The following is a 23,269-nucleotide window of genomic DNA, read 5'->3' as shown; positions in this document are numbered from 1 at the left end:
GCGCACCGCCGGCCGCGCTCGGCCTCCTCCACGGGCGCGTGCCCGCGACCGGCCGTCACGGTGCGCGGAAGCTGCCCGCCCCGGTCACGTGGGTCCCGTACCCGGGCTTCAGCTCGCCCAGGGTCAGCGCGTTCTCGGTGAACGGGACGGTGCACCAGCGGTCGGCGTACACCACCACGGTGGAGTCGGTCTGGTTGTTCAGCACGTGTGCCAGCGGCGGCAGTTGCTTGCAGCCCTGCGGGTCCTGGTAGACCGTCAGCGGCTCCAGCTGACTGGCATAGACGACCACCTGACCGGTGGCGGCCTGGGCGGGCGCGGCGGCCACCCCGATCAGGGTGGCGGCGGCGAGGATCACGGTGAGTCCGGTTCGGCGCATGACGAAAACGATCACACGGGGCGACGGTGCGTGTGCAACCCAGTGCGGCGAAGATCCACCGTCCGGCCGACAATCTTCCGACGAACCGTCAATCCGGCCACGCCCCGGCCCTGCCGAACGGGTGAACTGTCGGCCCGTCGTCCTCGACCGGGCCGGCGGGTGGCCTAAGGTGCTCCCTGGTGGGAGCCCGCCTGACCCCGCACGGGATCCGTACCGCAGTGGTAGGGCGGGTGGGACTCGAACCCACGACCCAGGGATTATGAGTCCCCTGCTCTAACCGGCTGAGCTACCGCCCCGAACCCACCGCGCCGGGACCGCCACCATCGTGGCCCACCCGCCGCAGCAGAGACGGCCCTGCCGGGCCGCCTCGGGCAGCATATCCGGTCGATCAGCCGCGGTGCGCGCCGGGGGCGCACCCGGGGGCGCACCGCGAGTGCGCTCCCCGGACTCCCCGACCGGCCCGCGGCACCGGTCCGCCGGGCCCCGGCCGGCCGGCGGTGCGGTGGCGCACCGCCACCGGGCGGGTGAAGCTGGGGCCGCGGAAGCCGGGTGGCAGTCGGTGGCGGAGGGAGTCCTCATGACGGCGCGCAAGCTCACGCCCGCTCTGGCGCTGGTCCTGCTGGCGGCGGTCAGCGGCTGCGGCTCCTCGGACGGCGCCCACGGCGGTGCGGTCTGGGTGACCAGCCCGGCCGGCAGCGCGCCCGCCACCGGCGGCAGTGCGAGCGGGAGCGGCGGCTGGAACAGGCAGCGCTTCCTGGCCGCCTTCGACAAGCACAAGGGCACCACCCGCACCGCCTCCCCCACCGCGGTCAACGCGCTGATCGGCGCCGTCTTCACCAACGACTCCTCCGGCGACCACTTCTGCACCGCCAGCGTGGTGGACAGCGCCGGGCAGAACCTGATCGTCACGGCGGCGCACTGCGTCTACGACCCGGGCGTCGGCCAGCGCAACGACCTGGTCTTCGTGCCCGGCTACCGCAGCGGCGACGCGCCCAACGGCGTCTGGCCGCTGGCCGCGATCACCGTCGACCAGAGCTGGGCCGGCAGCGGCAACCCGGACCTGGACGTGGCGTTCGCGGTGGTCCAGCCGCAGAACGGGAAGCAGGTCCAGCAGGTGCTCGGCGCCAACAAGCTGGGCGTCAACCGGGGGTACCAGCTCCCGGTCAAGCTCACCGGCTACCCCAGCAGCGCCGACACCCCGATCACCTGCGTGAACACCACCAGCGAGCAGAGCAGCACCCAGCTGCGGATCGACTGCCCGGACTACACCGGCGGCACCAGCGGCAGCCCCTGGGTGACCGGCTTCGACCCGGCCACCCGCACCGGTGTGGTGGTCGGCGTGATCGGCGGCTACCAGGAGGGCGGCAACACCCCGGACACCTCCTACAGCAGCTACTTCGGCGACGCCGTCCAGGCCCTGTACGACCGCGCCACCAGCTGAACCACGCCCACGGTCGGCACCGCCCTGGCGTCGGCCCCGGCCCGCCTGGTAGATCTTGGGACCGACATCCGGCGCACCCGCGTGCCGGCAGGGACCGAAGGGGTGGCGGATGGCCCGGCGGCGGACTGCTGCGCCCACCCGGGCGCACCGGCGGCTGCCCGCGGCCCCCGTGCTCGCCCTCGCCCTCGCCGCCTGCACCCTCACCGCCTGCACCCCCGCCGGCAAGGAGGCGCAGCCGGCGCCCGCGCTCAGCGCCGCCCCGGCCCCGTCCGGCACCGCCGCGCAGCGGATCGGCGTGCTGCGCCTGCCCGCCCAGGACAACCAGCGCTCCTGCACCGCCAGCGTGGTGGACAGTCCGGGGCGCGACCTGCTGATCACCGCCGCGCACTGCGTCTGGAACTCCGGCGCCGGCCCGGTGGACGGCCTGAGCTTCGCCCCCGGCTACCGCGACGGCGCCGCTCCGCTCGGCGAGTGGGCGGTGGACCGGGTCACCGTCGACCAGCACTGGCAGGACTCCGGCGACCCGGAGTACGACGTGGCCTTCCTGACGGTCCGGCCGAGCGGCGGGCAGCGGATAGAGGACGCGGTGGGCGGCAACCCGATCGGGGTCAACCGCGGCTTCGACCTCCCGGTCACCGTCACCGGCTACCCGTTCGACCACGAGAGCCCGATCACCTGCACCACCCGGACCACCGCGCAGAGCGCGACCCAGCAGCGGTTCGACTGCGGCGGCTTCTCCGACGGCACCAGCGGCAGCCCCTGGCTGACCGACCGGGGCGAGCTGATCGGTGTGATCGGCGGCTACCAGCAGGGCGGGGACACCCCGGACGTCTCCTACAGCGTGAGCTTCGACGACCGGGTGCTCGCGCTCTACCGGCAGGCCACCGCCTGAGCGCGGCCCGGCCCGGGAACGGCGAACGCCCCCCGGCCGGGCCGGGGGGCGTTCGATCGAGCTCCTCCAATTGGACTCGAACCAATAACCTGCCGATTAACAGTCGGCTGCTCTGCCAATTGAGCTATGGAGGACTGCACCTGCACGGACCGCACCGGGCTGGGCCCGGCCGTGTCCTGCGCTCCCCCAATTGGACTCGAACCAATAACCTGCCGATTAACAGTCGGCTGCTCTGCCAATTGAGCTATGGGGGATTGTGTTGGCCGCTGCGGGCACCCTGGGGTGCTCGCTGCGGGACATACATTAGCGCATCCAGGGGGGTGCTCCGCCAATCGCTTTCCCGGCCCGCCCCCACCCCACCCCCGCTCACCTCGCGCGACGCCCGCTCGGCGCGCCCGCCGGGCGACCCGGTGGCGGGCCGGGGATGCTGGGGGGACCGAGGCGGCCGCCGGACCGGCGGTTCGTCGGCGGCCCGGACGGGTAGGGCATCGCGGCAAGTGCCGCAGACGAGGGTGGAGGCCGAAAGATGTGGAAGCTGTCGTTCATCGTGGGCGCCGCAGCCGGCTACGTGCTGGGGGCGCGCGCCGGCCGGCAGCGCTACGAGCAGATCGCCGCGGCAGCCCAGAAGGTGGCGAGCAATCCGCGGGTGCAGGACGCCACCCTGCGGGCCAGGGAGAGCGCCGGCAACGCGGCCGGCCGCGCGGTGGACGCGGTGACCGGAAAGGTCGGCGAGAAGCTGCCGAACGCCGTCACCGACCGGGTGCCCTACTTCAACCGCCGCCAGCAGGACGACAGCTGGGGCACGGTCCGCCCGTAGCACCGTTCTTCACCGGAGCGTCACCGCCGTACCGGGCGGGCAACACTTGCCGCAACCGCCCGCTGCACGGGCCCCCGCTGCGGCATGATCTCTTCCATGGCCATCGTCGCGGGCATCGACAGCTCCACCACTCGCACCCGGATCGTCGCGTGTGACGCGGACACCGGGGAGGTGCTGCGCGCGGGCAAGGCGCCGCACCCCGAGTCGGAGGCCTCGCGCGCGCGGACCACCGAGGCCGACCCGCAGTCCTGGCTGCACTCGCTGGGCGAGGCGGCCACCGGCGGCCTGCTGGAGGGGGTCCGGGCGATCGGCGTCGCGGCCCAGCAGCACAGCATGATCGGGCTGGACGCCGGCGGCGTGCTGGTGCGCCCGGCCATGCTCTGGACCGACCCGCGCTCCTCCGGCGCCGCCGCCCACCTGGTCGACGCGCTCGGCGGCCCGGCCGCCTGGACCGAGGCGATCGGGGCGGTCCCGGCGGCCACCTACACCATCGCCAAGCTGCGCTGGCTGGCCGAGTTCGAGCCGGCCAACGCCCGGCGGGTCGCCGAGGTGCTGCTGCCGCACGACTGGCTGGTCTGGCAGTTGCTCGGCCACCCGCAGCGCCGCACCACCGACCGCGGCGACGCCTCCGGCACCGGCTACTGGTCCCCCATCACCGGCGAGTACCGGCAGGACCTGGTCGAACTCGCCCTGGGCCACGAACTGCTGCGACTGCCCGAGGTGCTCGCGCCGGGCGAGCCGGCCGGGCACACCCCCGAGGGCCTGCTGATCTCGGCCGGCACCGGGGACAACATGGCCGCCGCCCTGGGCCTGGGCCTGAACCCGGGCGACGCGGTGGTCTCGCTCGGCGCCTCGGGCACCGTCTTCGCCGTCAGCGAGCAGCCGGTGGTCGACCCCGGCGGCACCGTCTCCTCCTTCGCCGACGCCACCGGCAAGCACCTGCCGATGGTCGGCACGCTCAACGCCGCCCAGGTGCTGCGCTCCACCGCCGGCCTGCTGGGCACCGACCTGGAGGGACTGAGCTCGCTGGCGCTGCGCTCCACCCCGGGCGCCTACGGCCTGGTCCTGCTGCCCTACCTGGACGGCGAGCGGACCCCCCGGCTGCCCAACGCCTCCGGCACCCTGCACGGCCTGCGGGCCGAGTCGATGGCCCCCGAACACCTGGCCCGGGCCGCGGTGGAGGGCATGCTCTGCAACATCGCGGACGCGCTGGACGCGCTGCGCTCGCGCGGGGTGACCATCCGTCGGGTGGTGCTGCTGGGCGCGGTGGGCCGGCTGCCCGCGGTGCGCGAGATCGGCTCGCTGCTGTTCGGCGTGCCGGTGGTGATACCGCAGGCGGGCGACCACGCGGCGCGCGGCGCCGCCCGGCAGGCGGCCTGGGCACTGGCCGGCACCGCCGAGCCGCCGCAGTGGGAACTGCCGGAGGCGGTCACCGTCGAGCCGGACCCGGACCAGCTGACGGTGGGTGACGCAGTACGGCGGCAGTACGGCGTGGTGCGGGACGAAACCCATCCCGAACTGGGCGGGATGGCCTAGCGTGACAAGCCCGACACGTCGAGCGCGAAGGGCCGTTCCGGTATGCCCCTGCACCACGGAAAGAGTGCCGACCACCGACTGAGCGTCAACGCCCTGCTGGGCGAGGCCGATCCGATCGGCGCGATGCGCGAGGCCCCGCCCAAGCACCAGCTGCACCGGCACCCGCTGCCGCCGCACGTGGCCTACCAGCTGATCCACGACGAGCTGATGCTCGACGGCAACGCCAAGCTCAACCTGGCCACCTTCGTGACCACGTCGATGGAGGAGCAGGCCGACCGGCTGATGGCCGAGTGCTCCGACAAGAACATGATCGACAAGGACGAGTACCCGCAGACCGCCGAGTTGGAGCGGCGCTGCGTGTCGATCCTGGCGCACCTGTGGCACGCGCCGGACCCGGACGCGGCGGTGGGCTGCTCCACCACCGGCTCCAGCGAGGCCTGCATGCTGGCCGGCCTGGCGCTCAAGCGGCGCTGGATGCGGCGCCACCAGGCCCGCTACGACGCCGGGGCCCGGCCGAACCTGGTGATGGGCGCCAACGTCCAGGTCTGCTGGGAGAAGTTCGCCAACTTCTGGGAGGTGGAGTGCCGGCTGGCCCCGATGGAGGGCGAGCGGTACCACCTGGACGCCGAGTCGGCGCTGGCGCTGTGCGACGAGAACACCATCGGCGTGGTCGGCGTGCTGGGCTCCACCTTCGACGGCTCCTACGAGCCGATCGCCGAGATCTGCGCGGCGCTGGACGACCTGCAGCGGCGCACCGGCCTGGACATCCCGGTGCACGTGGACGGCGCCTCCGGCGGCATGGTGGCCCCCTTCCTGGACGAGGAGCTGGTCTGGGACTTCCGGCTGCCCCGGGTGGCCTCGATCAACACCAGCGGGCACAAGTACGGCCTGGTCTACCCCGGGGTCGGCTGGGCGCTGTGGCGGGACCGGGAGGCGCTGCCGGAGGAGCTGGTCTTCAAGGTCAACTACCTGGGCGGCGACATGCCCACCTTCGCGCTGAACTTCTCCCGCCCGGGCTCCGAAGTGGTGGCCCAGTACTACAACTTCCTGCGGCTCGGCTTCGCCGGCTACCAGGCGGTCCAGCAGTCCTGCCGGCACGTGGCCACGCACCTGGCCGCCGGGATCGAGAAGCTCGGCGTCTTCCGGCTGCTCACCCGCGGCGACCAACTACCGGTCTTCGCCTTCACGGTGGCCGACGGGGTGACCGCCTTCGACGTCTTCGACGTCTCCCGGCGGCTGCGCGAGCGCGGCTGGCAGGTGCCCGCCTACACGTTCCCGGAGAACCGGACCGACCTGTCGGTGCTGCGGGTGGTCTGCCGCAACGGCTTCACCCTCGACCTCGCCGACATACTGCTGGCGGACCTGGGCCGGCTGCTGCCCGAACTCCAGGCGCAGCCGGGGCCGCTGCAGAACCGCGGGGTGGAGCCGAACAGCGGCTTCCACCACTGAAACAGCACCGGTCGACCCGGGTTGTGCCGAGCCGTTCGCTGATCCATCATCAGGGGGCACACGTCCTGCTGATCGGGGGGATCAGATGAACCACCGCCAGTCCGGCCCGCGTCCGCCGGCCGCGTCACCGCCCCACCGCACCCCGCGCCCGTCCCGGTCGCGGGGTGCGGTGGCGCTGGCCGCCGGCGCCGTGCTGGCGACCGGCGGCGCGCTGCTGCCGGCCCACCCGGCCGCCGCCGCGGTCCCGGCCGTGGCCCGGACCACCGTGGACGACCCGGCCCAGTACGTCAATCCGCTGGTCGGCACCCAGCAGAGCGCCACCGACTACGGCAACGGCGCGGGCGCCGGCAACACCTACCCCGGCGCCGCCGCCCCGCTGGGCATGGTCCAGTGGAGCCCGGACACGGTCAACAACGGCTACGCGGCCAGCTACAACTACAACGACAACCAGATCCGCGGCTTCAGCCTCACCCACATCTCCGGGGCCGGCTGCCCCGACTACGGCAACCTGCCGTTCATGCCGGTGCTCGGCACCGCGCCGGTCGGGTCCGCCACCTTCTCGCACGCCAACGAGTCGGCCTCGCCCGGCCGCTACGCGGTCACCCTGGACAACGGCATCGCCACCACGCTGGCGGCCACCCAGCGCTCGGGCGTCGCGACCTTCCACTACCCGGGCGGCGCGACCAACTCGGTGACGGTGGACACGGGCGCGGCCCTCAACCCCGCGAGCGGCAGCATCACGCTCGGCCCGGACCGGATCTCCGGCTACACCGACGGCGGCAACTTCTGCGGCAGCGGGAACCACTACCGGCTGTACTTCACCGCGGTCTTCGACCGCCCGTTCAGCGCGGCGAGCATCGTGCCCGGCAGCAACCAGAAGGCGCTGCTCTCCTTCGACACCTCGACGAACGCCACCGTCACCGCCCGGGTCGGGATCTCCTTCGTGAGCACCGACGGCGCGGCGGCCAACCTGCAGGCCGAGCAGGGCAGCAGCACGTCCGACCAGGTGGCGGCCGCCACCCGGACCGCCTGGAACGGCCTGCTCGGCCGGATCGCGGTGGCCGGCGGCACCACGCAGGACACCCGCACCTTCTACACCGCCCTCTACCACGCGCTGCTGGCCCCCGGCGTGTTCAGCGACACCGACGGCCGGTACCCCGGCTTCGACGGCCAGCTGCACACCGCGGCGGCCGGGCACGCCCAGTACGCGGACTTCTCCGGCTGGGACGTCTACCGCTCCCAGGTGCAGCTGCTCGCCCTGCTCGCCCCGCACGAGGCCTCCGACATCGCCCAGTCGATCGTCAACCAGGGCTCCCAGGCGGGCTACCTGGACCGCTGGACGCTGGCCAACAGCGGGACCGGGATCATGTACGGCGACCCGCTGCCGGTCATCGGCAGCTCGGTGTACGCCTTCGGTGCCACCGACTTCGACTACTGGGGCCTGCTCTGGCAGTCCTGGCAGGGCACCGTGAAGGAGAACGAACGGCCGGGCCAGGGCCCGTACCTGAGCCAGGGCTACGTGCCCAGCCCGAACTGGGGCGCCGCCGCCTCGACCACCGAGGAGTACGCGGTGGCCGACTTCGCCGTCTCCCAACTGGCCGGCCGGCTCGGCCACGCGCCGATGCACGACATCATGCTGCACCGCTCCACCGACTGGCGGAACCTCTTCAACCCGGTCAGCCACTACCTCCAGCCGCGCGCCGCCGACCACTCCTGGCCCGCCTTCGACCCCGCCTCGCAGAACGGCTTCGCCGAGGGCGACAGCGCGCAGTACACCTGGATGGTGCCGCAGAACCTGCGCGGCCTGATCGACGCGATGGGCGGCAACGACGCGGCCGCGGCCCGCCTCGACCCGTTCTTCGCCCAGCTGAACGCGGGCCCGCAGGTGCTCAACGCCTACCTGGGCAACGAGCCCTCGCAGGACGTCCCGTGGGTGTACGACTACGCGGGCCGCCCGTACCGCACCCAGGCCGTGGTGCGCCAGGCGCTCACCCAGCTCTACTCGGACGCCCCGGGCGGCGAGCCCGGCAACGACGACCTCGGCCAGCTCTCCTCGTGGGCCGTGTGGGCGGCGCTCGGGATGTACCCGGAGACCCCCGGGCGGGCCGAACTCGCCCTGGCCAGCCCGCTGTTCCCGAGCATCTCGATCACCCGCGAGAACGGGCCGGCGATCGACATCAGCGCCCCGGGCGCCACCGCGGGCACCCCGTACGTCTCGGCGCTGAGCGTCAACGGCACCCCGTCCACCCACCCGTGGCTGGGCGAGGACTTCGTGGCCAAGGGCGGCACCCTGCAGTACGCGCTGAGCGCCACCCCGTCGCCGGGCTGGGGCGCCGCCCCGACCGACGCGCCGCCGTCCTTCGACGTCGGCCCGGCCGCCCCGGCCACCGGACCGGTCCCCGGACCGGGCGGCAAGTGCCTGGACGACAACGGCGGTTCGGCCGCCGACGGGAACCGGATCCAGCTCTGGGACTGCAACGGGACCCCGGCCCAGCAGTGGACCGTCTCCCCGGACGGGACACTGCGGGTGCTGGGCAAGTGCCTGGACGTCAACCAGGGCGGCACCGCCGCCGGCTCGCTGGTGCAGCTGTACGGCTGCAACGGCACCGGCGCCCAGCAGTGGTGGCCGAAGTCCGACGGCACCCTGGTCAACACGCCGTCCGGCCGCTGCCTGGACGTGCCCTACGGCGACACCGGTGACGGCGCCCACCAGCTGCAGATCTGGGACTGCAACGGCGGCACCAACCAGCAGTGGGCGGTGCCCAAGCAGTGAGCCGGCGGGTTCAGTCGAGGTAGCCGCGCAACTGGTCGGCGAAGGCGTTGGCCCGCAGCCTGGCCAACGTCTTCGCCTCGATCTGGCGGATCCGCTCCCGGGTGACGCCGAACAGCTCGCCGATCTCCTCCAGGGTGCGCGGCCGTCCGTCGGCCAGCCCGTAGCGCAGCTCGACCACCTTGCGCTCGCGTTCGCCCAGGGTGGCCAGCACGGCCTCCAGGTGCTCGCGCAGCAGCAGGAAGGCGGCGCTCTCGGCGGGTTCGGCGGCGTCCGCGTCCTCGATCAGGTCGCCGAGCGCCACGTCGTCCTCGTCCCCGACCGGCACGTGCAGCGAGATCGGTTCCAGGGCCAGCCGCAGCACCTCGCGGATCCGGGCCTCGGGCAGCTCCAGCAGCTGCCCGAGCTCGGCCGCGGTGGGCTCGCTGCCGCGCTCCTGGAGCAGCTTGCGCTGCAGTCGCAGCACCCGGTTGATCAGCTCCACCACGTGGACCGGCACCCGGATGGTGCGCGCCTGGTCGGCCAGCGCCCGGCTCATCGCCTGCCGGATCCACCAGGTCGCGTAGGTGGAGAACTTGTAGCCGCGGGTGTAGTCGAACTTCTCGACCGCCCGGATCAGGCCCAGGTTGCCCTCCTGGACCAGGTCGAGCATGGTCAGCCCGCGGCCGACGAAGCGCTTGGCCACCGAGACCACCAGGCGCAGGTTGGCCTCGATCAGCCGGCGCTTGGCGATCCGCCCCCGCACCACCAGCAGGTCCAGGTCGTGGGCGAGCGGCCCGGCGGTGCCGTCCGCCGTCAACCGCTCCTCGGCGAACAGGCCGGCCTCGACCTGGCGGGCCAGCTCCACCTCCTCGGCCGCGGTGAGCAGCCGGATCCGGCCGATCTCGCGCAGGTACTGCCGGAACAGGTCGGCGGCCGGGCCGACCGACTCGGACCTGGCGGGCCCCGGGGGCGGAGCGTCCTCCAGCTCCTCGTCGAGCGGCTCCTCGACCGGTCTGGCACTCTCCAACGGGCCCCACCCTCCACCGACGCCGACGGACTGAGACCCTTTCAGTGTGGGGTACGCCACACTCCCGCGCTACAGGCCCGCGGCGCCCCGGGTCCTCAAGTTGTCGTCGTACTGCTGCAGGGCCCACAACTCCTGCTGGACCGGAGCCAGTTCCTCCGCCCCGGCCCGGTTGCCCAAGCGCTGCAGCCGGGCCCGGACCTCGGCCACCCGGCGCTGCACCGCGGCCCGGCGCAGCCGGACCAGGAACTCCCCCGCGTACAGCGCGTCCGGCTTGCGCCGGGTGCGGACCGGCTCCACCGTCAGCTCGGTGACCAGGGCGCGCACCTGGCCGTCCTCGGCGGCCTCCTGGACCAGCGACAGGAAGTTCGGCACGCTCGCCCCGTAGGCCGCGCCGCCCGCCTTGCCGATGGCGCGGCGCACCGCCGCGTACGGCGGGGCGGTGAACTCGTCCTCGCCGTACTGGTCGAACGCCGGGCTGACCAGCTCCGGGTGCTGCAGCGCCAGCTTGAGCAGTTCCCGCTCGACGAACTGGGTCGGGTCGCCGGGGTTCAGCCGGAAGGCCGGCCGCTGCGGCGCCGGCTGGACCGGCTGCGGGCTCCGCACGGCCCGCCCCTGCTGCGGCGACTCGCGCTGCCAGCGGGAGATCTGCGCCACCCGGCGGACCACGAACTGCTCGTCCAGGATGCCCAGCAGACCGGCCAGTTGGACCGCGTACTCGTGCCGGATGGACGGGTCCTTGATCTTGGCGACGATCGGCGCCGCCTCCTCCAGCGCGGCCGCCCGCCCCTCGGCCGCGTCCACCCGGTGCCGGGCCACCGTGGAGCGCAGCGCGAACTCGAACAGCGGCACCGGGTTCTCGATCAGCTCGCGGACCGCGTCGTCGCCGCTGGCCAGGCGCAGTTCGCACGGGTCCATGCCGCCGGGGCTGATCGCGATGGAGGTGCGGGCGGCGAACTTCTGGTCGTCCTCGAAGGCGCGCAGCGCGGCCTTCTGGCCGGCCGCGTCGCCGTCGAAGGTGAAGACGGTCTCGCCGCGGTAGGAGGAGGTGTCCATCAGCAGCCGGCGGATGATCTTGATGTGGTCCTCGGCGAAGGCGGTGCCGCAGGTGGCCACCGCCGTGGTGACACCGGCGAGGTGACAGGCCATCACGTCGGTGTAGCCCTCGACCACCACGGCCCGCCCGGTCTTGGCGATCTCCTTCTTGGCCAGGTCGATGCCGTACAGGACGTGCGACTTCTTGTAGATCGGGGTCTCGGGGGTGTTGAGGTACTTGGGCCCGTTGTCGTCCTCGCGCAGCCGCCGGGCGCCGAAGCCGACCACCTCGCCGGCCACGTCCCGGATCGGCCAGACCAGCCGGCCGCGGAAGCGGTCGATCAGCCCGCCGCGCTGGCCCTGCGAGGCCAGGCCGCCCTGCAGGATCTCCCGGTCGGTGAACCCCTTGCCGCGCAGGTAGCGGACCAGGTGCTCCCAGCCGGCCGGCGCGTAGCCGACGCCGAACCGGGCGGCCGCCTCGGCGTCGAAGCCGCGCTCGGCCAGGAACGCCCGGCCGATCTCCGCCTCCGGACCCTCCAGCTGCTCCCGGTACCAGGCCGCGGCCACCTTGTGCGCCTCGACCAGCCGGGTCCGCTCGCCCTGCTGCCCGCGGGTGTTGTAGCCGCCCTCCTCGTAGCGGAGCGTGACGTTGGCCTGGGCCGCCATCCGCTCCACCGCCTCGGCGAAGGAGAAGTGCTCGATCTTCATCAGGAAGGCGATCGTGTCGCCGCTCTCCTGGCAGCCGAAGCAGTGGAAGACGCCCTTGCTCGGGCTGACGTAGAAGGAGGCGGACTTCTCGTCGTGGAAGGGGCAGACGCCCTTCAGCTGACCACCGCCGCCGTTGGTGAGCTGCACGTAGTCGCCGACGACCACGTCGATGGGCAGCGCGCTGCGCACCGCCTGCACGTCTTCATCCCGGATCCGTCCCGCCACCCCGGAAGTGTACGGGGTGGGCTAGCCGTTCAGGCGGGCGTGCCAGGCGAGCGCCGAGGCGTCGGTGAGCGAGGCGATCTGGTCGATCACCGCGCGCAGCGCGCCCGCGTCGTCCGTCGCCCGGTCGTACTGGGCGGCGAAGACCGGGTCCAGCTCGGCCGGGTCGCCCGCGGCCAGCCGCTCGGCCAGCTCGGCGATCACGATCCGCTGCCGGGCACGCAGCTGGGCCTGCTCGTCGCGCTGCATCACGTAGCGCACCGCGACCGCCTTGAGCACCGCGCACTCCAGCCGCACCTCGACGGGGACCACCAGCTCGGCCTCGTACCGGCTCAGCCGGCCCGGCCCGTACCGGGCCCGGGTGGCCCGTTCGGCGGCCAGGCAGAACCGGCCGATCAGCTGGCTGGTCAGGTCCTTCAGCCCGGCCCGGCCGCGCGGCGAGCCGTCGTAGCCGCGGGGCCACCACTCCTGGGCCTGCAGCCGGTCCAGCGCCTCGCCGAAGGCGTCCGGCTCGGTGCCCGGCGCGTACCGCTCGGCCACCTTGAACAGCTCGGCCCGCTCGCCCGGGCTGCGCAGCGCGGCCGCGTCGATGTGGCCGGCGTACAGCCCGTCCTCCACGTCGTGGGTGGAGTACGCCACGTCGTCCGACCAGTCCATCACGGTGGCCTCGAAGCACTTGCGACCCTGCGGCGCGCCCGACCGCAGCCAGCGGAAGACCGGCAGGTCGTCGCCGTAGACCCCGAACTTGGCGGAGCCGGGGTCGCTGGGGTGCGCCCCGCGCGGCCACGGGTACTTCGTGGCGGCGTCCAGCGCGGCCCGGGTCAGGTTGAGACCCACGCTGCGGCCGGGCCACGGGGCCAGCCGGGCCCCCGCCGCGTCGGCCGGGGCGAACCGCTTGGGCTCCAGCCGGGTCAGGATGCGCAGCGACTGGGCGTTGCCCTCGAATCCGCCGCAGCTCTCGGCCGCCTGGTCCAACGCCTCCTCACCGGTGTGGCCGAACGGCGGGTGGCCCAGGTCGTGGGCCAGGCAGGCGGTCTCCACCAGGTCCGGGTCGCAGCCCAGGGCGGCGCCCAACTCCCGCCCGACCTGGGCGCATTCGAGCGAGTGGGTGAGCCGGGTGCGGGGGAAGTCGCTGCGCATCGGGGCCACCACCTGGGTGGTGCCGGCCAGCCGGCGCAGCGCGGCGGAGTGCAGCACCCGGGCCCGGTCGCGCTGGAAGGCGGTGCGGCCCGGGCGCTTGTCCGGCTCGGGGACCCAGCGGGCCTCGGCGTGCTCGTCGTAGTGGTCCAGGTAACGGTCCATAGACCAGTCACGGTACGCCGTCCGACTGACGATCAGGGGGAGGCGGGGCTCCCCCGGCCGCCGGCCGGGAGAGACCCCGTCCCATGATGCAGAGATTTCTCTGCAAAGAACCCTATGCAGAGAGTCCTCTGCACACTAGAGTTCCTGCCATGAGCCACGAGAGCACGCCGCAGGGCGGACCCGGCAGCACGGACGACGGGGCGCAGGACCCGGGCCGCACCATCGACCCGCGCAGCCTGCGCGCCCTCGCCCACCCGCTGCGGATGCGGATCCTGGACCTGCTGACCGACCAGGGCCCGGCCACCTCGGCCCGGCTCGCCGAGCAGCTCGGCGAGAACACCGGCACGGTCAGCTGGCACCTGCGCCACCTGGCCGAGCACGGGTTCATCACCGAGGACCCGGAGCGCGGCACCAAGCGCGAGCGCTGGTGGCAGCGCAGCAGCCCGAAGCTGGTCTTCAACACCGCCGAGCTGGCCCTGGACGCGGCCACCGGCGAGGCGCTGTCCGCCTACAAGCGGCACTACCTGGAGCGCAGCTTCCGGCGCACCGCCGAGGCGCTGACCCAGCCGCTGACCGGCGACTGGCAGGGCGCCGGGAACATGTCCGACTGGGGCGACGTGCGGATGACCCCCGAGCAGCTCAAGGCGCTCGGCGCCGAGCTGATGGCCGTGATCACCCGGCACCTGCCCGACCCGGCGCAGCCCGCGCCCGCCGAGGCCCGTCCCGTGCTCATCCAGATCCAGACCCTGCTGCTGAACGCCGAGACCGAGGAGTCCCGATGACGACCACCGCCCCCACCACCGCCCCCGCCGCCACCACCGCGGACGCCACCACCACCCGCCGCCCCGGCCTGCTGCGCCGCCACCGCGACTTCCGACTGCTCTTCACCGGCGAGGTGGCCGGCAAGTACGGCTCCTCGGTCACCGGCCTGGCCTTACCGCTGATCGCCGTCGGAGCGCTGCACGCCTCCGCCTTCCAGGTCAGCGCGCTGCCCGCGGCCACCTGGCTGCCCTGGCTGCTGATCGGCCTGCCGGTGGGCGCCTGGGTGGACCGGCTGAGCCGGCGCACCGTGATGCTGTTCGCCGCCGCCGCCCAGCTGCTCTGCTACCTGAGTGTCCCGGTGGCCGCCGCGCTCGGCGTCCTCGGCTACGCCCAGCTGCTGGTGGTGGCCCTGCTGGCGGGTACCGGTGCGGTCTTCTTCCAGACCGCCTACACCGCCTACCTGCCCACCCTGGTGGACGAGGCCGACCGCGCCGAGGGCAACGCCAAGCTGCACGGCAGCGCCTCCGCCGCGCAGATCGTGGGCCTGGGCACCGGCGGCACCCTGGCCCAGCTGGTCGGCGCGGTGCCCAGCCTGCTGGCCAACACCCTCACCTTCCTGGTCTCGATCACCTGCACCGCCTCGATCCGGCAGCGCGAGACCCGGCCCGCCGCCGCCGAGCGCCGCCGCCGCACCCTGCTGAGCGAGGTGGGCCAGGGCATGCGGCTGGTCGCCCGGGATCCGTGGCTGCGCCCGTTCCTGCTGCACGGCTCGCTGGCCAACCTCTTCCTGACCGCCTACCAGTCGATCCTGGTGGTCTTCCTGCTGCAGCGGGCCGGGCTGCCGCAGGGCGCGCTCGGCACCCTGATCGGCGCGGCCAGCCTGGGCGGCGTGCTCGGCGCGGCGCTGGCCCGCCGGGTCGGCGCACTGCTCGGCACCGCCCGGGCGATGCTGTTCTTCCTGCTCGTCCTGCCCGCCCTGGTGCTGCTGATCCCGCTCACCACCGGCGGGGCCGGGGTGCTCTGCTACCTGGTCGGCGGCCTGGCGGTGTCGGCCGGCGTGGTGGCCGGGAACGTGCTGCGCGCCACCTTCACCCAGCGCTACACCCCCGGCGAGCTGCTCGGCCGGATCTCCGCCACCGGCGCCTTCCTCAACTACGGCACCATCCCGCTGGGCGCCCTGCTCGGCGGCGCACTGGCCACCGCGCTCGGCCTGGTCCCGGCGATGTGGCTGAGCTGCGCCGGGGTCCCGCTGGCCGCCCTGGCCCTGTGGTTCTCCCCGCTGCGCCGCCACCGGGACCTGCCCACCGACCTGGTGATGCCCCAGCACTGAGAAGGAGGAGGCGAAGGAGCTCCGGGCGGTCGCCCGGAGCTCCTCAGCGTCCGGACAGCCGGCGCCACCGGGGCTGTTCGGTGACCACGCAGGCCAGCGCCAGCAACGTGACCGGCACCGCCGCCCAGGCCGGCCAGAGCAGCCAGGCGCCGAGCACGGCGGCGCTCAGCTCCATCAGGACCAGCAGGACGGTGCCCCACCCGGGGATCGGGACCGGGACGGCCGTCCTGCCGTTGTCCCCCGGCGTGGCCAGCACGGCCGGCAGGCCGATCAGCACCGCCAGGGCGAGCACGGCCAGCAGGATCGAGATCCGGCCCAGCGCCCAGGGCAGCGCCACCCAGGCGATCAGTTCGGCGAGGACGCGCAGCACGTCGGCGAGCGGGTACGTCGGTCGGGTCATGGGGCGCACTGTGGCACACCCGACTCGCCGTCAGACGACCGGGCGGCCGCTCGCGGTGGTCTCCGGGACCTCGGCGGCCACGTCCCAGTGCTCGGCGATCAGCCCGTCCGCGATCCGGAACACGTCCACCACCGCCGTGCCCGGCTGCCCCGGGGTCAGCACCGCGAGCGAGTGGACGAAGACCAGGTCGCCCTCGGCGGCGGTCCGCGCGACCTCGAAGCGCAACTCGGGGAACTGCGACCGCAGCCCGCCGATCAGCTCGACCAGCGCGGAACGCCCGTCCGCCAGACCGTGGTTGTGCTGGGCCAGCTCGGCGGCCACGAAGCGCCCGGCCTCCTCGGTGCGCCCCTGGTTCCACACCGTGTCGAGGTAGTCGAGGACCAGCCGGGTGTTCTGCTGAACGTTCGTCATGACAGCACCTTTGCAAGAGAGTGGGATCGAACGGAACGGAGGTGGGCGACCGCGGCCGGCAGCAGGGCGGCGAGCGCCACCGCGGCCAGCGGCACCGCACCGAGCCGGGGCAGCAGGGTGGCGGCCAGCAGGCTGCCCGCGCTGATCCCGACGTAGAGCATCGAGGCGTTCAGGGCCAGCAGCAGGCCCCGCTGCTCGGGATCGAGGGCGATCAGCCTGGCCTGCTGGGGAGCCTGGTAGAGCTGGCTGAAGAAGGCCCACAGCGCCAGCAGCAGCACCGCCGGCAGCAGGCCCGCCGGGCTGACCAGCAGGGCCGCGAAGGCCGCCGCCATCCCCAGCAGGGTCAGCGCCACCGTCCGGTCCCCGCCGAGCCGGGCGCTCAGCCGGGCCCCCGCGGCGTTGCCGACCACCCCGACCGCGCCGAAGGCGAAGAGCACGGCCGGGACCTGGCCGCCGGTGAGCCCGAACCGGGCCGCCAGGTAGGCGCCGGCCACACCGTAGACGGTGAACTGCGCCGCCATCACGGCCAGCGTGGTCAGCACCACCGGCAGCACCCCGGGCCGGGCCAGCACCGCCCGGTAGGCCCGCACAGTGGGCGCCGGTCCGGCCGGCAGCGGCGGCACCAGCACCGCCACCAGCAGCAGGGCCAGCACGGTGACCGCGGCCAGGCCCGCCAGCGTCCCGCGCCAGCCGACCGCCCCGCCGAGGTAGGAGCCGAGCGGCACGCCCAGCACCGCGGCCACCGTCATGCCGGCGAAGACCGTGGCCAGCGCCCGCGGCCGGTGCTCGGCGCGGACCAGCAGCGAGCCGGCCGCCGAGGAGGCCGGTCCGAAGACCGCCCCGCCCAGCCCGCCGACCACCCGGGAGGCGAGCAGCACCGGCTCGTCCGGCGCCAGGGCCCCGGCCAGGTCGCCCGCCGCCAGCAGGGCCAGCCCGAGCAGCAGCACCCGGCGCCGGTCCAGCCGGCCCAGCACGGCCGGCGCCACCGGTGCGGCGACGGCGAAGGTCAGCGCGAAGGCGCTGACCAGCAGGCCCACCCCGGACGGCGCGGTGTGCAGCGCCCGCCCGATCGGCCCGCCCAGTCCGACCACGGCCAGCGAGGAGGTGCCCAGCACGAAGTAGCCGAGCGAGAGCGGGAGCAGGGCGGGTAATGCGGCGCGGTGGGATCGCATCGCAGACTCCTTTCCAATACGGGACGTTGCGTATCTCTGACAGGACTCATTCCAATACGAGACGGACCGTATGTCAATGGGTATCCTGGACGGCATGACCGGACGCCCCCGAGACCCCGCCGTCGACGAAGCCATCCGCACCGCCGCCCTGGAGCTGACCCGGGAGCAGGGCTACCGCGGCCTGAGCATGGAGGGCATCGCGGCCCGCAGCGGGGTGGCCAAGCAGACCGTCTACCGCCGCTACCGCAGCAAGGGCGAGGTGGTGCTGGACGCGCTGGTCGGCTACGCCTTCGCCCAGCTGCCCACCCCCGACACCGGGAGCCTGCGCGGGGACCTCACCGCACTGCTCACCGCCACCTTCCGGGCCGCCCAGGACGTGGCCGGCGACCTCAACCGGGCCCTGGCCGCCGAGGCGCTGCAGGACGACGAGTTCGCCGCCCGGCTCTGGCGCGAGCTGATCGCGGTGCGCCGCGAGGCGGTGGCCGAGCTGCTGCGCCGCGGCCGCGAGCGCGGCGAGGTGACCCACCCGGACCAGGAGTTCCTGCTCGACCTGGTCTACGGCCCCTACTGGTACCGCCTGCTGTTCGGCGCCGCGGAGCTCACCGACGCCTACGCGCTGGCGCTCGCCGAGGCGGTCTGCCGGGCCGCGGCCTGACGCCGGTTCAGCGCCCGGTGACGGCCGCCAGCACCGCGGCGGCCATGCCCTGCTGGCCGGCCGCGTTCGGGTGCAGCGGAGCCCGGCCGGCGGCCGGCAGCGGCGGCTCGACCCAGCGCTGCTCGGGCCCGGCACACATGTCGTGCCCGCGCGAGGGGGCGTAGGTGTCCACGAAGACCGCGTGCGCGGCCGCCGCCCCGGCGCTGAGCACGGCGTTCAGCCGCTGCTCCTGCTCGGCCAGGAAGGCCAGGTCGCCCGCCGCCACGGCCTGCCCCAGCACCGGCCCGCAGGCCGCGGGGTCGGCGGGCAGCAGCGCGGGGTAGCCGACCACGTAGACCCGGGCCTGCGGCGCCCGCCGGCCCACCTCGCGCAGCACCGAGCCCAGCCTCACCCCGACCGCGTCCAGCACGCCGGACAGCCGCGAACTGCCGTCCGGGGCCGTGTAGGACTCCTTGCACGGCGCGTCCCCCGACGCCGCCGTGACCGCCTTCAGCACGCCCTCCTCGGCGCACTTGGCGACCACTTTCATGAACTGCGCGTCATTGCCGCCGATCCCGACCGTCACCAGCCGGGTGCGCTCGTTCAGCGCGTCCAGCTGCGGCGGGTTGGTACCGCCGGTCACCCGCTGGGCCCCCGTCAGGTCGGCGGTGGTGGCGCTGGAGCAGCTCACGTCGGTGAACTGCGCGGGGTCGAGCTTCAGGCTCCGGGCCACCAGCGAGGGGTAGTTGACGGTGGACCGGCCGCAGCCCGCGGGGCCGCCGCCGGCCGGCTCCAGCTGGAGCCCGGAGGTGTACGAGTCGCCGAGCGCCACGTACGGCCCGCTCGGCGGCGGCGTCGGGGACGGCGCGGGAGTCGGCGCCGAGCCGGCCGCGCTCCGCCCGGCCGCCGGCGCGGGCCCGGGCGCGCCCGAGCAGCCGGCCAGTGCGAGCAGCACCACCAGCAGCACGGGTCCCGGCAGACGACGCGTCACACCGGCTCCAACGCACGGGCGGACGGGAATGACTCCCGGCGGGTGCGGCTACTCGCCGCCCTGCTCGTGCTCCGCCAGGAACTCCTCGAACTGCCGGCCCAGCTCCTCCGCCGAGGGCAGGTCGGTCTCGGCGGCGAGCAGGCTCTCCCGGCCCTGCGCGCCGGCCACCGCGTCGTACTGGCCCTCCATGCCGCGGATCGCCGAGCGCAGCTCGCCGTCGCCCTGGGCCAGCTGCTCCTCGATGTCGGCGTAGACCTCGCCGACCCGCTCGCGCAGCTCGTGCCCGGGCAGCACCAGGCCGGTGGCCGACTGCACCGCCTCCAGGATCAGCACCGCGGCCGCCGGGTAGGGCGAGCGGGCCACGTAGTGCGGCACGTGCACCGCGAAGCCCAGCACGTCGTGCCCGGCCTCGCCCAGCCGGTACTCGACCAGCGCCTGGGCGCTGCCGGGCACCTGGGCCCGCTCGAACCAGACCGGGTAGCCGCCGGCCAGGTCGAGCCGGTTGCCGTGCGGGGTCAGGCCGACCGGGCGGGTGTGCGGCACGCCCATCGGGATGCCGTGGAAGTCCACCGTGAGCCGCACCCCGAGCTCGGTCACCAGGCGGCCGACGGCGGCCGCGAAGAGCTCCCACTCGACGTCCGGCTCCGGGCCGCTGAGCACCAGGAACGACGTGCCGGTGGCGTCCTCGACCAGCTGGAGCAGGATCTCCGGCGGGTCGTAGGAGACCCAGCTCTCCCGGTCGAAGGTCATCGCGGGGCGGCGGGCCCGGTAGTCCACCAGGCGGTCGTGGTCGAACCGGGCCACCACCCGGGGGCTGCCCTGCTCCAGCAGGTGCGCCACCACTTGGGCGCCCGCCTCGCCGGCGTCCATGAAGCCCTCAAGGTGGTAGAGCAGCACCAAGCCGTCGTCGCCTGCGGCAGCGGCCGCCGCGGCCACGCCCTGCGCTTCGAGCTCGTACAGCTCGTCGGGATCACGCACCGCGCACCCCACCTGTTCTCGTCGGTCCGGCCAGTCGGTCTTCTGCACCAGCGTGCCGGGCGGCGCCGACATTCCCGCCCGGTCCGCCCGCGGAGAATCTTCTCACCCCGGTCCCGCGACCGGACCGGCAGCTCCCGGCATCCCCGCAGGTCAGCCCGGCCTTCCGGGGGCCGGGGCTGGCCAACGGGGGCCCCGACGGCGTAGCATCACAGCCTTCGCGCCCCCGGTTGGCGTGCCGCGAAGTGACGCGAGGGGCCAAGGCAGGTATCGTCCTCTCGCTGCCTCGCATTTGTCGCGTCGTCGCCACGTCGTTCGTCACGCCGTGGGCCGCGGTCCCGACCATGTCTGGCCAGCCAACCGACCTCACCTTGCGTTCACTTGGCCGCCCGCTTCCCTTCGCGCTCTCTTTCCTTCTTCGGCCATCTCGCGGACGAACACTGTCCCCCCGCACCTCCCCGCCGGACCGGTCCATGCGAACCGTGCCCGCTCCGGCACCGCGCTGCCCGCCCCGAGGGCCGCTGCCCCCCGTCGTACGGCCGATGCTCCGGCGTACCCGGGAGGAGTGGACCCGCTCCGGGGCGGGGCGACCTGTCCACCGTCCCGGACGCCCGCACCCCGGGCCGAAGGACGCCCTCCGACCGCCGAAGGACGAAGGTCCCGTGCCCGCACCTGTCACCCTCACCGGCCGCACCGTTCGGCTGGAGCCCCTCACCGAGCAGCACGCCGAGGCGCTGGCCGCGGCCGCCGCGGAGGATCGCACGACGTACGCCTTCACCGCCGTCCCGCAGGGTCTGGACGCGGCCCGCGAGTTCATCGCGACCGCCCAGGCCGACCTGGCGGCGGGACGCTCGCTGGCCTTCGCCACCGTCCGGGTCTCGGACGGCCTGGTGGTCGGCTCCACCCGGTTCCTGGAACTGGACTACTGGCAGGGACCGGTGGTCTGGCCGCCGCTGCCCGCCGGACCGGTCGGCGACCCGCTGACCGCGGTGCCGGACGCCGCCGAGATCGGCCGCACCTGGCTGTCCCGGCACGCCCAGGGCACCGGCATCAACACCGAGGCCAAGCTGCTCATGCTGCGGCACGCCTTCGAGACCTGGGGCGTGCAGCGGATCTCGCTGCGCGCCGACGCCCGCAACCTGCGCTCGCGGGCCGCCATCGAGCGGCTCGGCGCGACCTCCGAGGGGGTCCGCCGGGCGCACAGCCGGGGTCTGGACGGGGTGGTCCGCTCCACCGCGTTCTACTCGATCCTGGCCGAGGAGTGGCCGGCCGTCCGCGACATCATCGAGCTGCGGATCGCCGCCGCGATCGCCCCGAGCGCGCCGGACCGCCGGCTCGACCACCTCGGGCAGATCGGCCACGGCCTCGGGCGCGAGCGCGACTCGGAGTGCGTCAGACACACCGGTTCACTGATCCCGGCGGCCTGAGCCGCACCCCGAGGGGTCGACTCCCGGTGGTCAACCTTCACCGGGAGTGACCACCTGCGGGGGACCTTTCGCATACCCACGGCCCCGATGGGGCAACAGGGTGCACATGAGTGCCCTCGATTCGGTCCGGCTGCTGGGCGCCGACCAGCAGCACATCGTCACCCGCGCGCAGCTGATCGAGCACGGGGTCCCGTCCGGGACCATCGCGCACCGGCTGCGCCCGGGCGGCCCGTGGCAGCGGGTGCTGCCCCGGGTGATCTGCCTGCAGAGCGGTCGGCTGTCCGCACACCAGCGGCTGCGCGCCGCGCTCAGCTACGCCGCGCCCAAGGGCGAGCGGCCCAGACCCGGTGCCGTGCTGCTGACCGGGCTGGCGGTGCTGGCCGAGGCCGGACTGGCCAGCGCCGGGCACCCGGCGGACGTCGACGTGGTCGACGTGCTGATCCCGAACGGCCGCCGGGTGGCCAGCCGGGACTTCGTCCGGGTGCACCGGGCACCGCTGCGCCCCGGCGGGCTGCCGGCCGGCTTCCAGCGCGAGGACGGGCTGTGGAGCGTCGGGGTCGGCCGCGCGCTGGCCGACGCGGCGCCGTTCCTGGGCAGCGGCCGGCACTTCCGGGCGCTGTGCGCCGAGGCGGTGCAGGGCCGGCACTGCGAGCGGGCCGAGCTGCTGTCCCGACTGCTCGGCGGGACGTCGAGCACCGCCGCGCTCCCCCAGGTCCAGCGGGTGGCCGACGAGTTGACCTGCGGCATCTACTCGGTGGCGGAGGGCGAGGCGCGCGAGGTGCTGCGCCGCGGCGGCCTGCCCGAGCCGCTGTGGAACCCGGTGCTGCTGCTGGACGGCCGCTTCCTGGCGATCCCGGACGCGTTCTGGCCGCAGGCCTGCGTGGCGCTGGAGGTGGACTCGCGGGCCTGGCACCTGCGCCCGGCCGACTACGAGCGCACCCTGACCCGGGGGAACCGGCTGCAGGCGGCCCGGCTCCCGGTGGTCCGGGCCACCCCGCACCAGTTGCGCACCGATGCGGTCAGCGTGATCCGGGAGCTGCGCACCCTGCTGGCCACCGGCCCGCACGGGCCCTGGAACCGGATCAGCTGGAGCCGGCAGCGGATCTGACGCCGGATCGGCGGACGCCGCGTCAGCAGCCGAGGTCGATCCGCTGGAAGGTCGCGTAGTGGTCGCCGGTCCAGTACTCCTCGCCCGGGCCGCCGGTGACCACCCGTCGGGTCCCCCGGTCGCCGCTGCCCGGGGTGACCACGGTGTACTCGTGGTAGTAGCCGGTGGCCTTCCTGGGCAGCCGGCCCTCGCGGTTCTCGAAGACCACGCCGTCGGTGCGGTACGGGTAGGGGCCGCCCTTGGCGATCAGCGCGACGGTGTCCCGGGCCTGGCTGGGCAGCGTGCTGCGGCAGACCGCGCCGCCGGCGGCCGCCCGGGTCGGTCCGCCGGTGGCGGCGGGCTTGTGACGGGCCGTCGCGTAGACGGCGGCGGCCGCGACGGCGCACAGCAGCAGCGCCGCGACGGCGATCAGGCGGAAGCGACTGGTCATGGGCTCCAGCTTGCCGGTCGGGGTCGGCCGGTCGGCCGGCGGGGTGCCGGGCTCACCCGGACGGAGCAGTGCCGG

General features: G+C 74.3%; 21 protein-coding genes and 3 tRNA genes. 11 read left to right on the top strand and 13 right to left on the bottom strand.

Features of this window, described 5'->3' with window-relative positions; genetic code table 11:
• Window positions 1-55: 55 nt before the first annotated feature.
• A complete protein-coding gene (locus ACFW1A_RS21305; protein ID WP_380410693.1) occupies window positions 56-376 on the bottom strand; it encodes a hypothetical protein in 321 nt (106 codons plus the stop codon).
• 219 nt (window positions 377-595) lie between these two features.
• A tRNA-Ile gene (locus ACFW1A_RS21300) sits at window positions 596-672 on the bottom strand.
• 281 nt (window positions 673-953) lie between these two features.
• On the opposite strand from ACFW1A_RS21300, the gene ACFW1A_RS21295 reads away from it, so the two are divergent.
• Together ACFW1A_RS21295 and ACFW1A_RS21290 are read left to right on the top strand one after the other, a co-directional pair.
• Window positions 954-1,817, top strand: coding sequence for a trypsin-like serine peptidase (locus tag ACFW1A_RS21295; RefSeq protein WP_380410692.1), 864 nt, complete (start codon window positions 954-956; stop codon window positions 1,815-1,817).
• A gap of 109 nt (window positions 1,818-1,926) precedes the next feature.
• On the top strand, window positions 1,927-2,709 hold the full coding sequence (locus tag ACFW1A_RS21290) for a trypsin-like serine peptidase (protein WP_380410691.1): 783 nt from the start codon (window positions 1,927-1,929) through the stop codon (window positions 2,707-2,709).
• Window positions 2,710-2,770: 61 nt separating this feature from the next.
• On the opposite strand, the gene ACFW1A_RS21285 is transcribed toward ACFW1A_RS21290, so the two are convergent.
• Together ACFW1A_RS21285 and ACFW1A_RS21280 are read right to left on the bottom strand one after the other, a co-directional pair.
• A tRNA-Asn gene (locus tag ACFW1A_RS21285) sits at window positions 2,771-2,843 on the bottom strand.
• A 47-nt stretch (window positions 2,844-2,890) separates the two neighbouring features.
• A tRNA-Asn gene (locus tag ACFW1A_RS21280) sits at window positions 2,891-2,963 on the bottom strand.
• A gap of 272 nt (window positions 2,964-3,235) precedes the next feature.
• Here ACFW1A_RS21280 and ACFW1A_RS21275 point away from each other — a divergent pair.
• From ACFW1A_RS21275 to ACFW1A_RS21260, 4 genes are all read left to right on the top strand, one after another.
• Window positions 3,236-3,526 (top strand): hypothetical protein, encoded by a 291-nt coding sequence (locus ACFW1A_RS21275; protein ID WP_380410690.1) that lies wholly within the window; start codon window positions 3,236-3,238, stop codon window positions 3,524-3,526.
• A gap of 96 nt (window positions 3,527-3,622) precedes the next feature.
• Complete coding sequence (locus tag ACFW1A_RS21270; RefSeq protein WP_380410689.1) at window positions 3,623-5,062, top strand: FGGY family carbohydrate kinase; 1,440 nt, start codon at window positions 3,623-3,625, stop codon at window positions 5,060-5,062.
• Between the two features lie 42 nt (window positions 5,063-5,104).
• Window positions 5,105-6,511 carry a glutamate decarboxylase gene (locus ACFW1A_RS21265; protein ID WP_380410688.1) on the top strand — a complete coding sequence of 469 codons (1,407 nt, stop codon included), beginning with the start codon at window positions 5,105-5,107 and terminating at the stop codon, window positions 6,509-6,511.
• Window positions 6,512-6,596: 85 nt separating this feature from the next.
• On the top strand, window positions 6,597-9,284 hold the full coding sequence (locus ACFW1A_RS21260) for a GH92 family glycosyl hydrolase (RefSeq protein WP_380410687.1): 2,688 nt from the start codon (window positions 6,597-6,599) through the stop codon (window positions 9,282-9,284).
• A gap of 10 nt (window positions 9,285-9,294) precedes the next feature.
• Here ACFW1A_RS21260 and ACFW1A_RS21255 read toward each other — a convergent pair whose 3' ends face one another.
• From ACFW1A_RS21255 to ACFW1A_RS21245, 3 genes are read right to left on the bottom strand one after another with little or no spacing between them, the layout of a single operon-like run.
• Window positions 9,295-10,335 (bottom strand): RNA polymerase sigma factor, encoded by a 1,041-nt coding sequence (locus tag ACFW1A_RS21255; protein ID WP_380410694.1) that lies wholly within the window; start codon window positions 10,333-10,335, stop codon window positions 9,295-9,297.
• 24 nt (window positions 10,336-10,359) lie between these two features.
• On the bottom strand, window positions 10,360-12,255 hold the full coding sequence (gene dnaG / locus ACFW1A_RS21250) for a DNA primase (RefSeq protein WP_380410686.1): 1,896 nt from the start codon (window positions 12,253-12,255) through the stop codon (window positions 10,360-10,362).
• A gap of 21 nt (window positions 12,256-12,276) precedes the next feature.
• Window positions 12,277-13,554, bottom strand: a complete 1,278-nt coding sequence (locus ACFW1A_RS21245; protein ID WP_380410685.1) for a deoxyguanosinetriphosphate triphosphohydrolase — start codon at window positions 13,552-13,554, stop codon at window positions 12,277-12,279.
• Window positions 13,555-13,703: 149 nt separating this feature from the next.
• Here ACFW1A_RS21245 and ACFW1A_RS21240 point away from each other — a divergent pair, with 149 nt between their 5' ends.
• Complete coding sequence (locus ACFW1A_RS21240) at window positions 13,704-14,336, top strand: winged helix-turn-helix domain-containing protein (protein ID WP_380410684.1); 633 nt, start codon at window positions 13,704-13,706, stop codon at window positions 14,334-14,336.
• A complete protein-coding gene (locus ACFW1A_RS21235) occupies window positions 14,333-15,646 on the top strand; it encodes an MFS transporter (protein WP_380410683.1) in 1,314 nt (437 codons plus the stop codon). Before ACFW1A_RS21240 ends, ACFW1A_RS21235 begins: the two co-directional genes overlap by 4 nt.
• A 43-nt stretch (window positions 15,647-15,689) precedes the next feature.
• Here ACFW1A_RS21235 and ACFW1A_RS21230 read toward each other — a convergent pair whose 3' ends face one another.
• From ACFW1A_RS21230 to ACFW1A_RS21220, 3 genes are read right to left on the bottom strand one after another with little or no spacing between them, the layout of a single operon-like run.
• The gene (locus tag ACFW1A_RS21230; protein ID WP_380410682.1) at window positions 15,690-16,046 is read right to left on the bottom strand and encodes a hypothetical protein; all 357 of its coding nucleotides are present in this window, start codon (window positions 16,044-16,046) and stop codon (window positions 15,690-15,692) included.
• A 30-nt stretch (window positions 16,047-16,076) separates the two neighbouring features.
• Entirely contained in the window at window positions 16,077-16,457 is a 381-nt protein-coding gene (locus ACFW1A_RS21225) for an ester cyclase (protein WP_380410681.1), read from the bottom strand.
• Window positions 16,454-17,629, bottom strand: coding sequence for an MFS transporter (locus ACFW1A_RS21220; RefSeq protein WP_380410680.1), 1,176 nt, complete (start codon window positions 17,627-17,629; stop codon window positions 16,454-16,456). The genes ACFW1A_RS21225 and ACFW1A_RS21220 overlap by 4 nt, the downstream gene beginning before the upstream one ends.
• Before the next feature lie 94 nt (window positions 17,630-17,723).
• On the opposite strand from ACFW1A_RS21220, the gene ACFW1A_RS21215 reads away from it, so the two are divergent.
• Window positions 17,724-18,284 (top strand): TetR/AcrR family transcriptional regulator, encoded by a 561-nt coding sequence (locus ACFW1A_RS21215; protein ID WP_380410679.1) that lies wholly within the window; start codon window positions 17,724-17,726, stop codon window positions 18,282-18,284.
• 7 nt (window positions 18,285-18,291) lie between these two features.
• Here the strand turns inward: ACFW1A_RS21215 and ACFW1A_RS21210 are convergent, their stop codons facing one another.
• Together ACFW1A_RS21210 and ACFW1A_RS21205 are read right to left on the bottom strand one after the other, a co-directional pair.
• Window positions 18,292-19,254, bottom strand: coding sequence for an SGNH/GDSL hydrolase family protein (locus tag ACFW1A_RS21210; protein ID WP_380410678.1), 963 nt, complete (start codon window positions 19,252-19,254; stop codon window positions 18,292-18,294).
• 48 nt (window positions 19,255-19,302) lie between these two features.
• On the bottom strand, window positions 19,303-20,232 hold the full coding sequence (locus ACFW1A_RS21205) for a PAC2 family protein (RefSeq protein ID WP_380410677.1): 930 nt from the start codon (window positions 20,230-20,232) through the stop codon (window positions 19,303-19,305).
• 659 nt (window positions 20,233-20,891) lie between these two features.
• Between ACFW1A_RS21205 and ACFW1A_RS21200 the strand changes: the two genes are divergently transcribed.
• Both ACFW1A_RS21200 and ACFW1A_RS21195 read left to right on the top strand, forming a co-directional pair.
• A complete protein-coding gene (locus ACFW1A_RS21200; protein WP_380410676.1) occupies window positions 20,892-21,656 on the top strand; it encodes a GNAT family N-acetyltransferase in 765 nt (254 codons plus the stop codon).
• A 106-nt stretch (window positions 21,657-21,762) separates the two neighbouring features.
• On the top strand, window positions 21,763-22,764 hold the full coding sequence (locus ACFW1A_RS21195; protein WP_380410675.1) for a hypothetical protein: 1,002 nt from the start codon (window positions 21,763-21,765) through the stop codon (window positions 22,762-22,764).
• 22 nt (window positions 22,765-22,786) lie between these two features.
• Here the strand turns inward: ACFW1A_RS21195 and ACFW1A_RS21190 are convergent.
• A partial coding sequence (locus ACFW1A_RS21190) for a ribonuclease domain-containing protein (protein WP_380410674.1) occupies window positions 22,787-23,269 on the bottom strand: 483 nt, incomplete at its 5' end.

The sequence above is a fragment of the Kitasatospora sp. NPDC058965 genome (assembly GCF_042741245.1).
In the GTDB taxonomy this organism is placed as follows: domain Bacteria; phylum Actinomycetota; class Actinomycetes; order Streptomycetales; family Streptomycetaceae; genus Kitasatospora.
The sequence above is the reverse complement of the archived record's forward strand: the minus strand, read 5'-3'. Positions and strand labels throughout refer to the sequence as shown.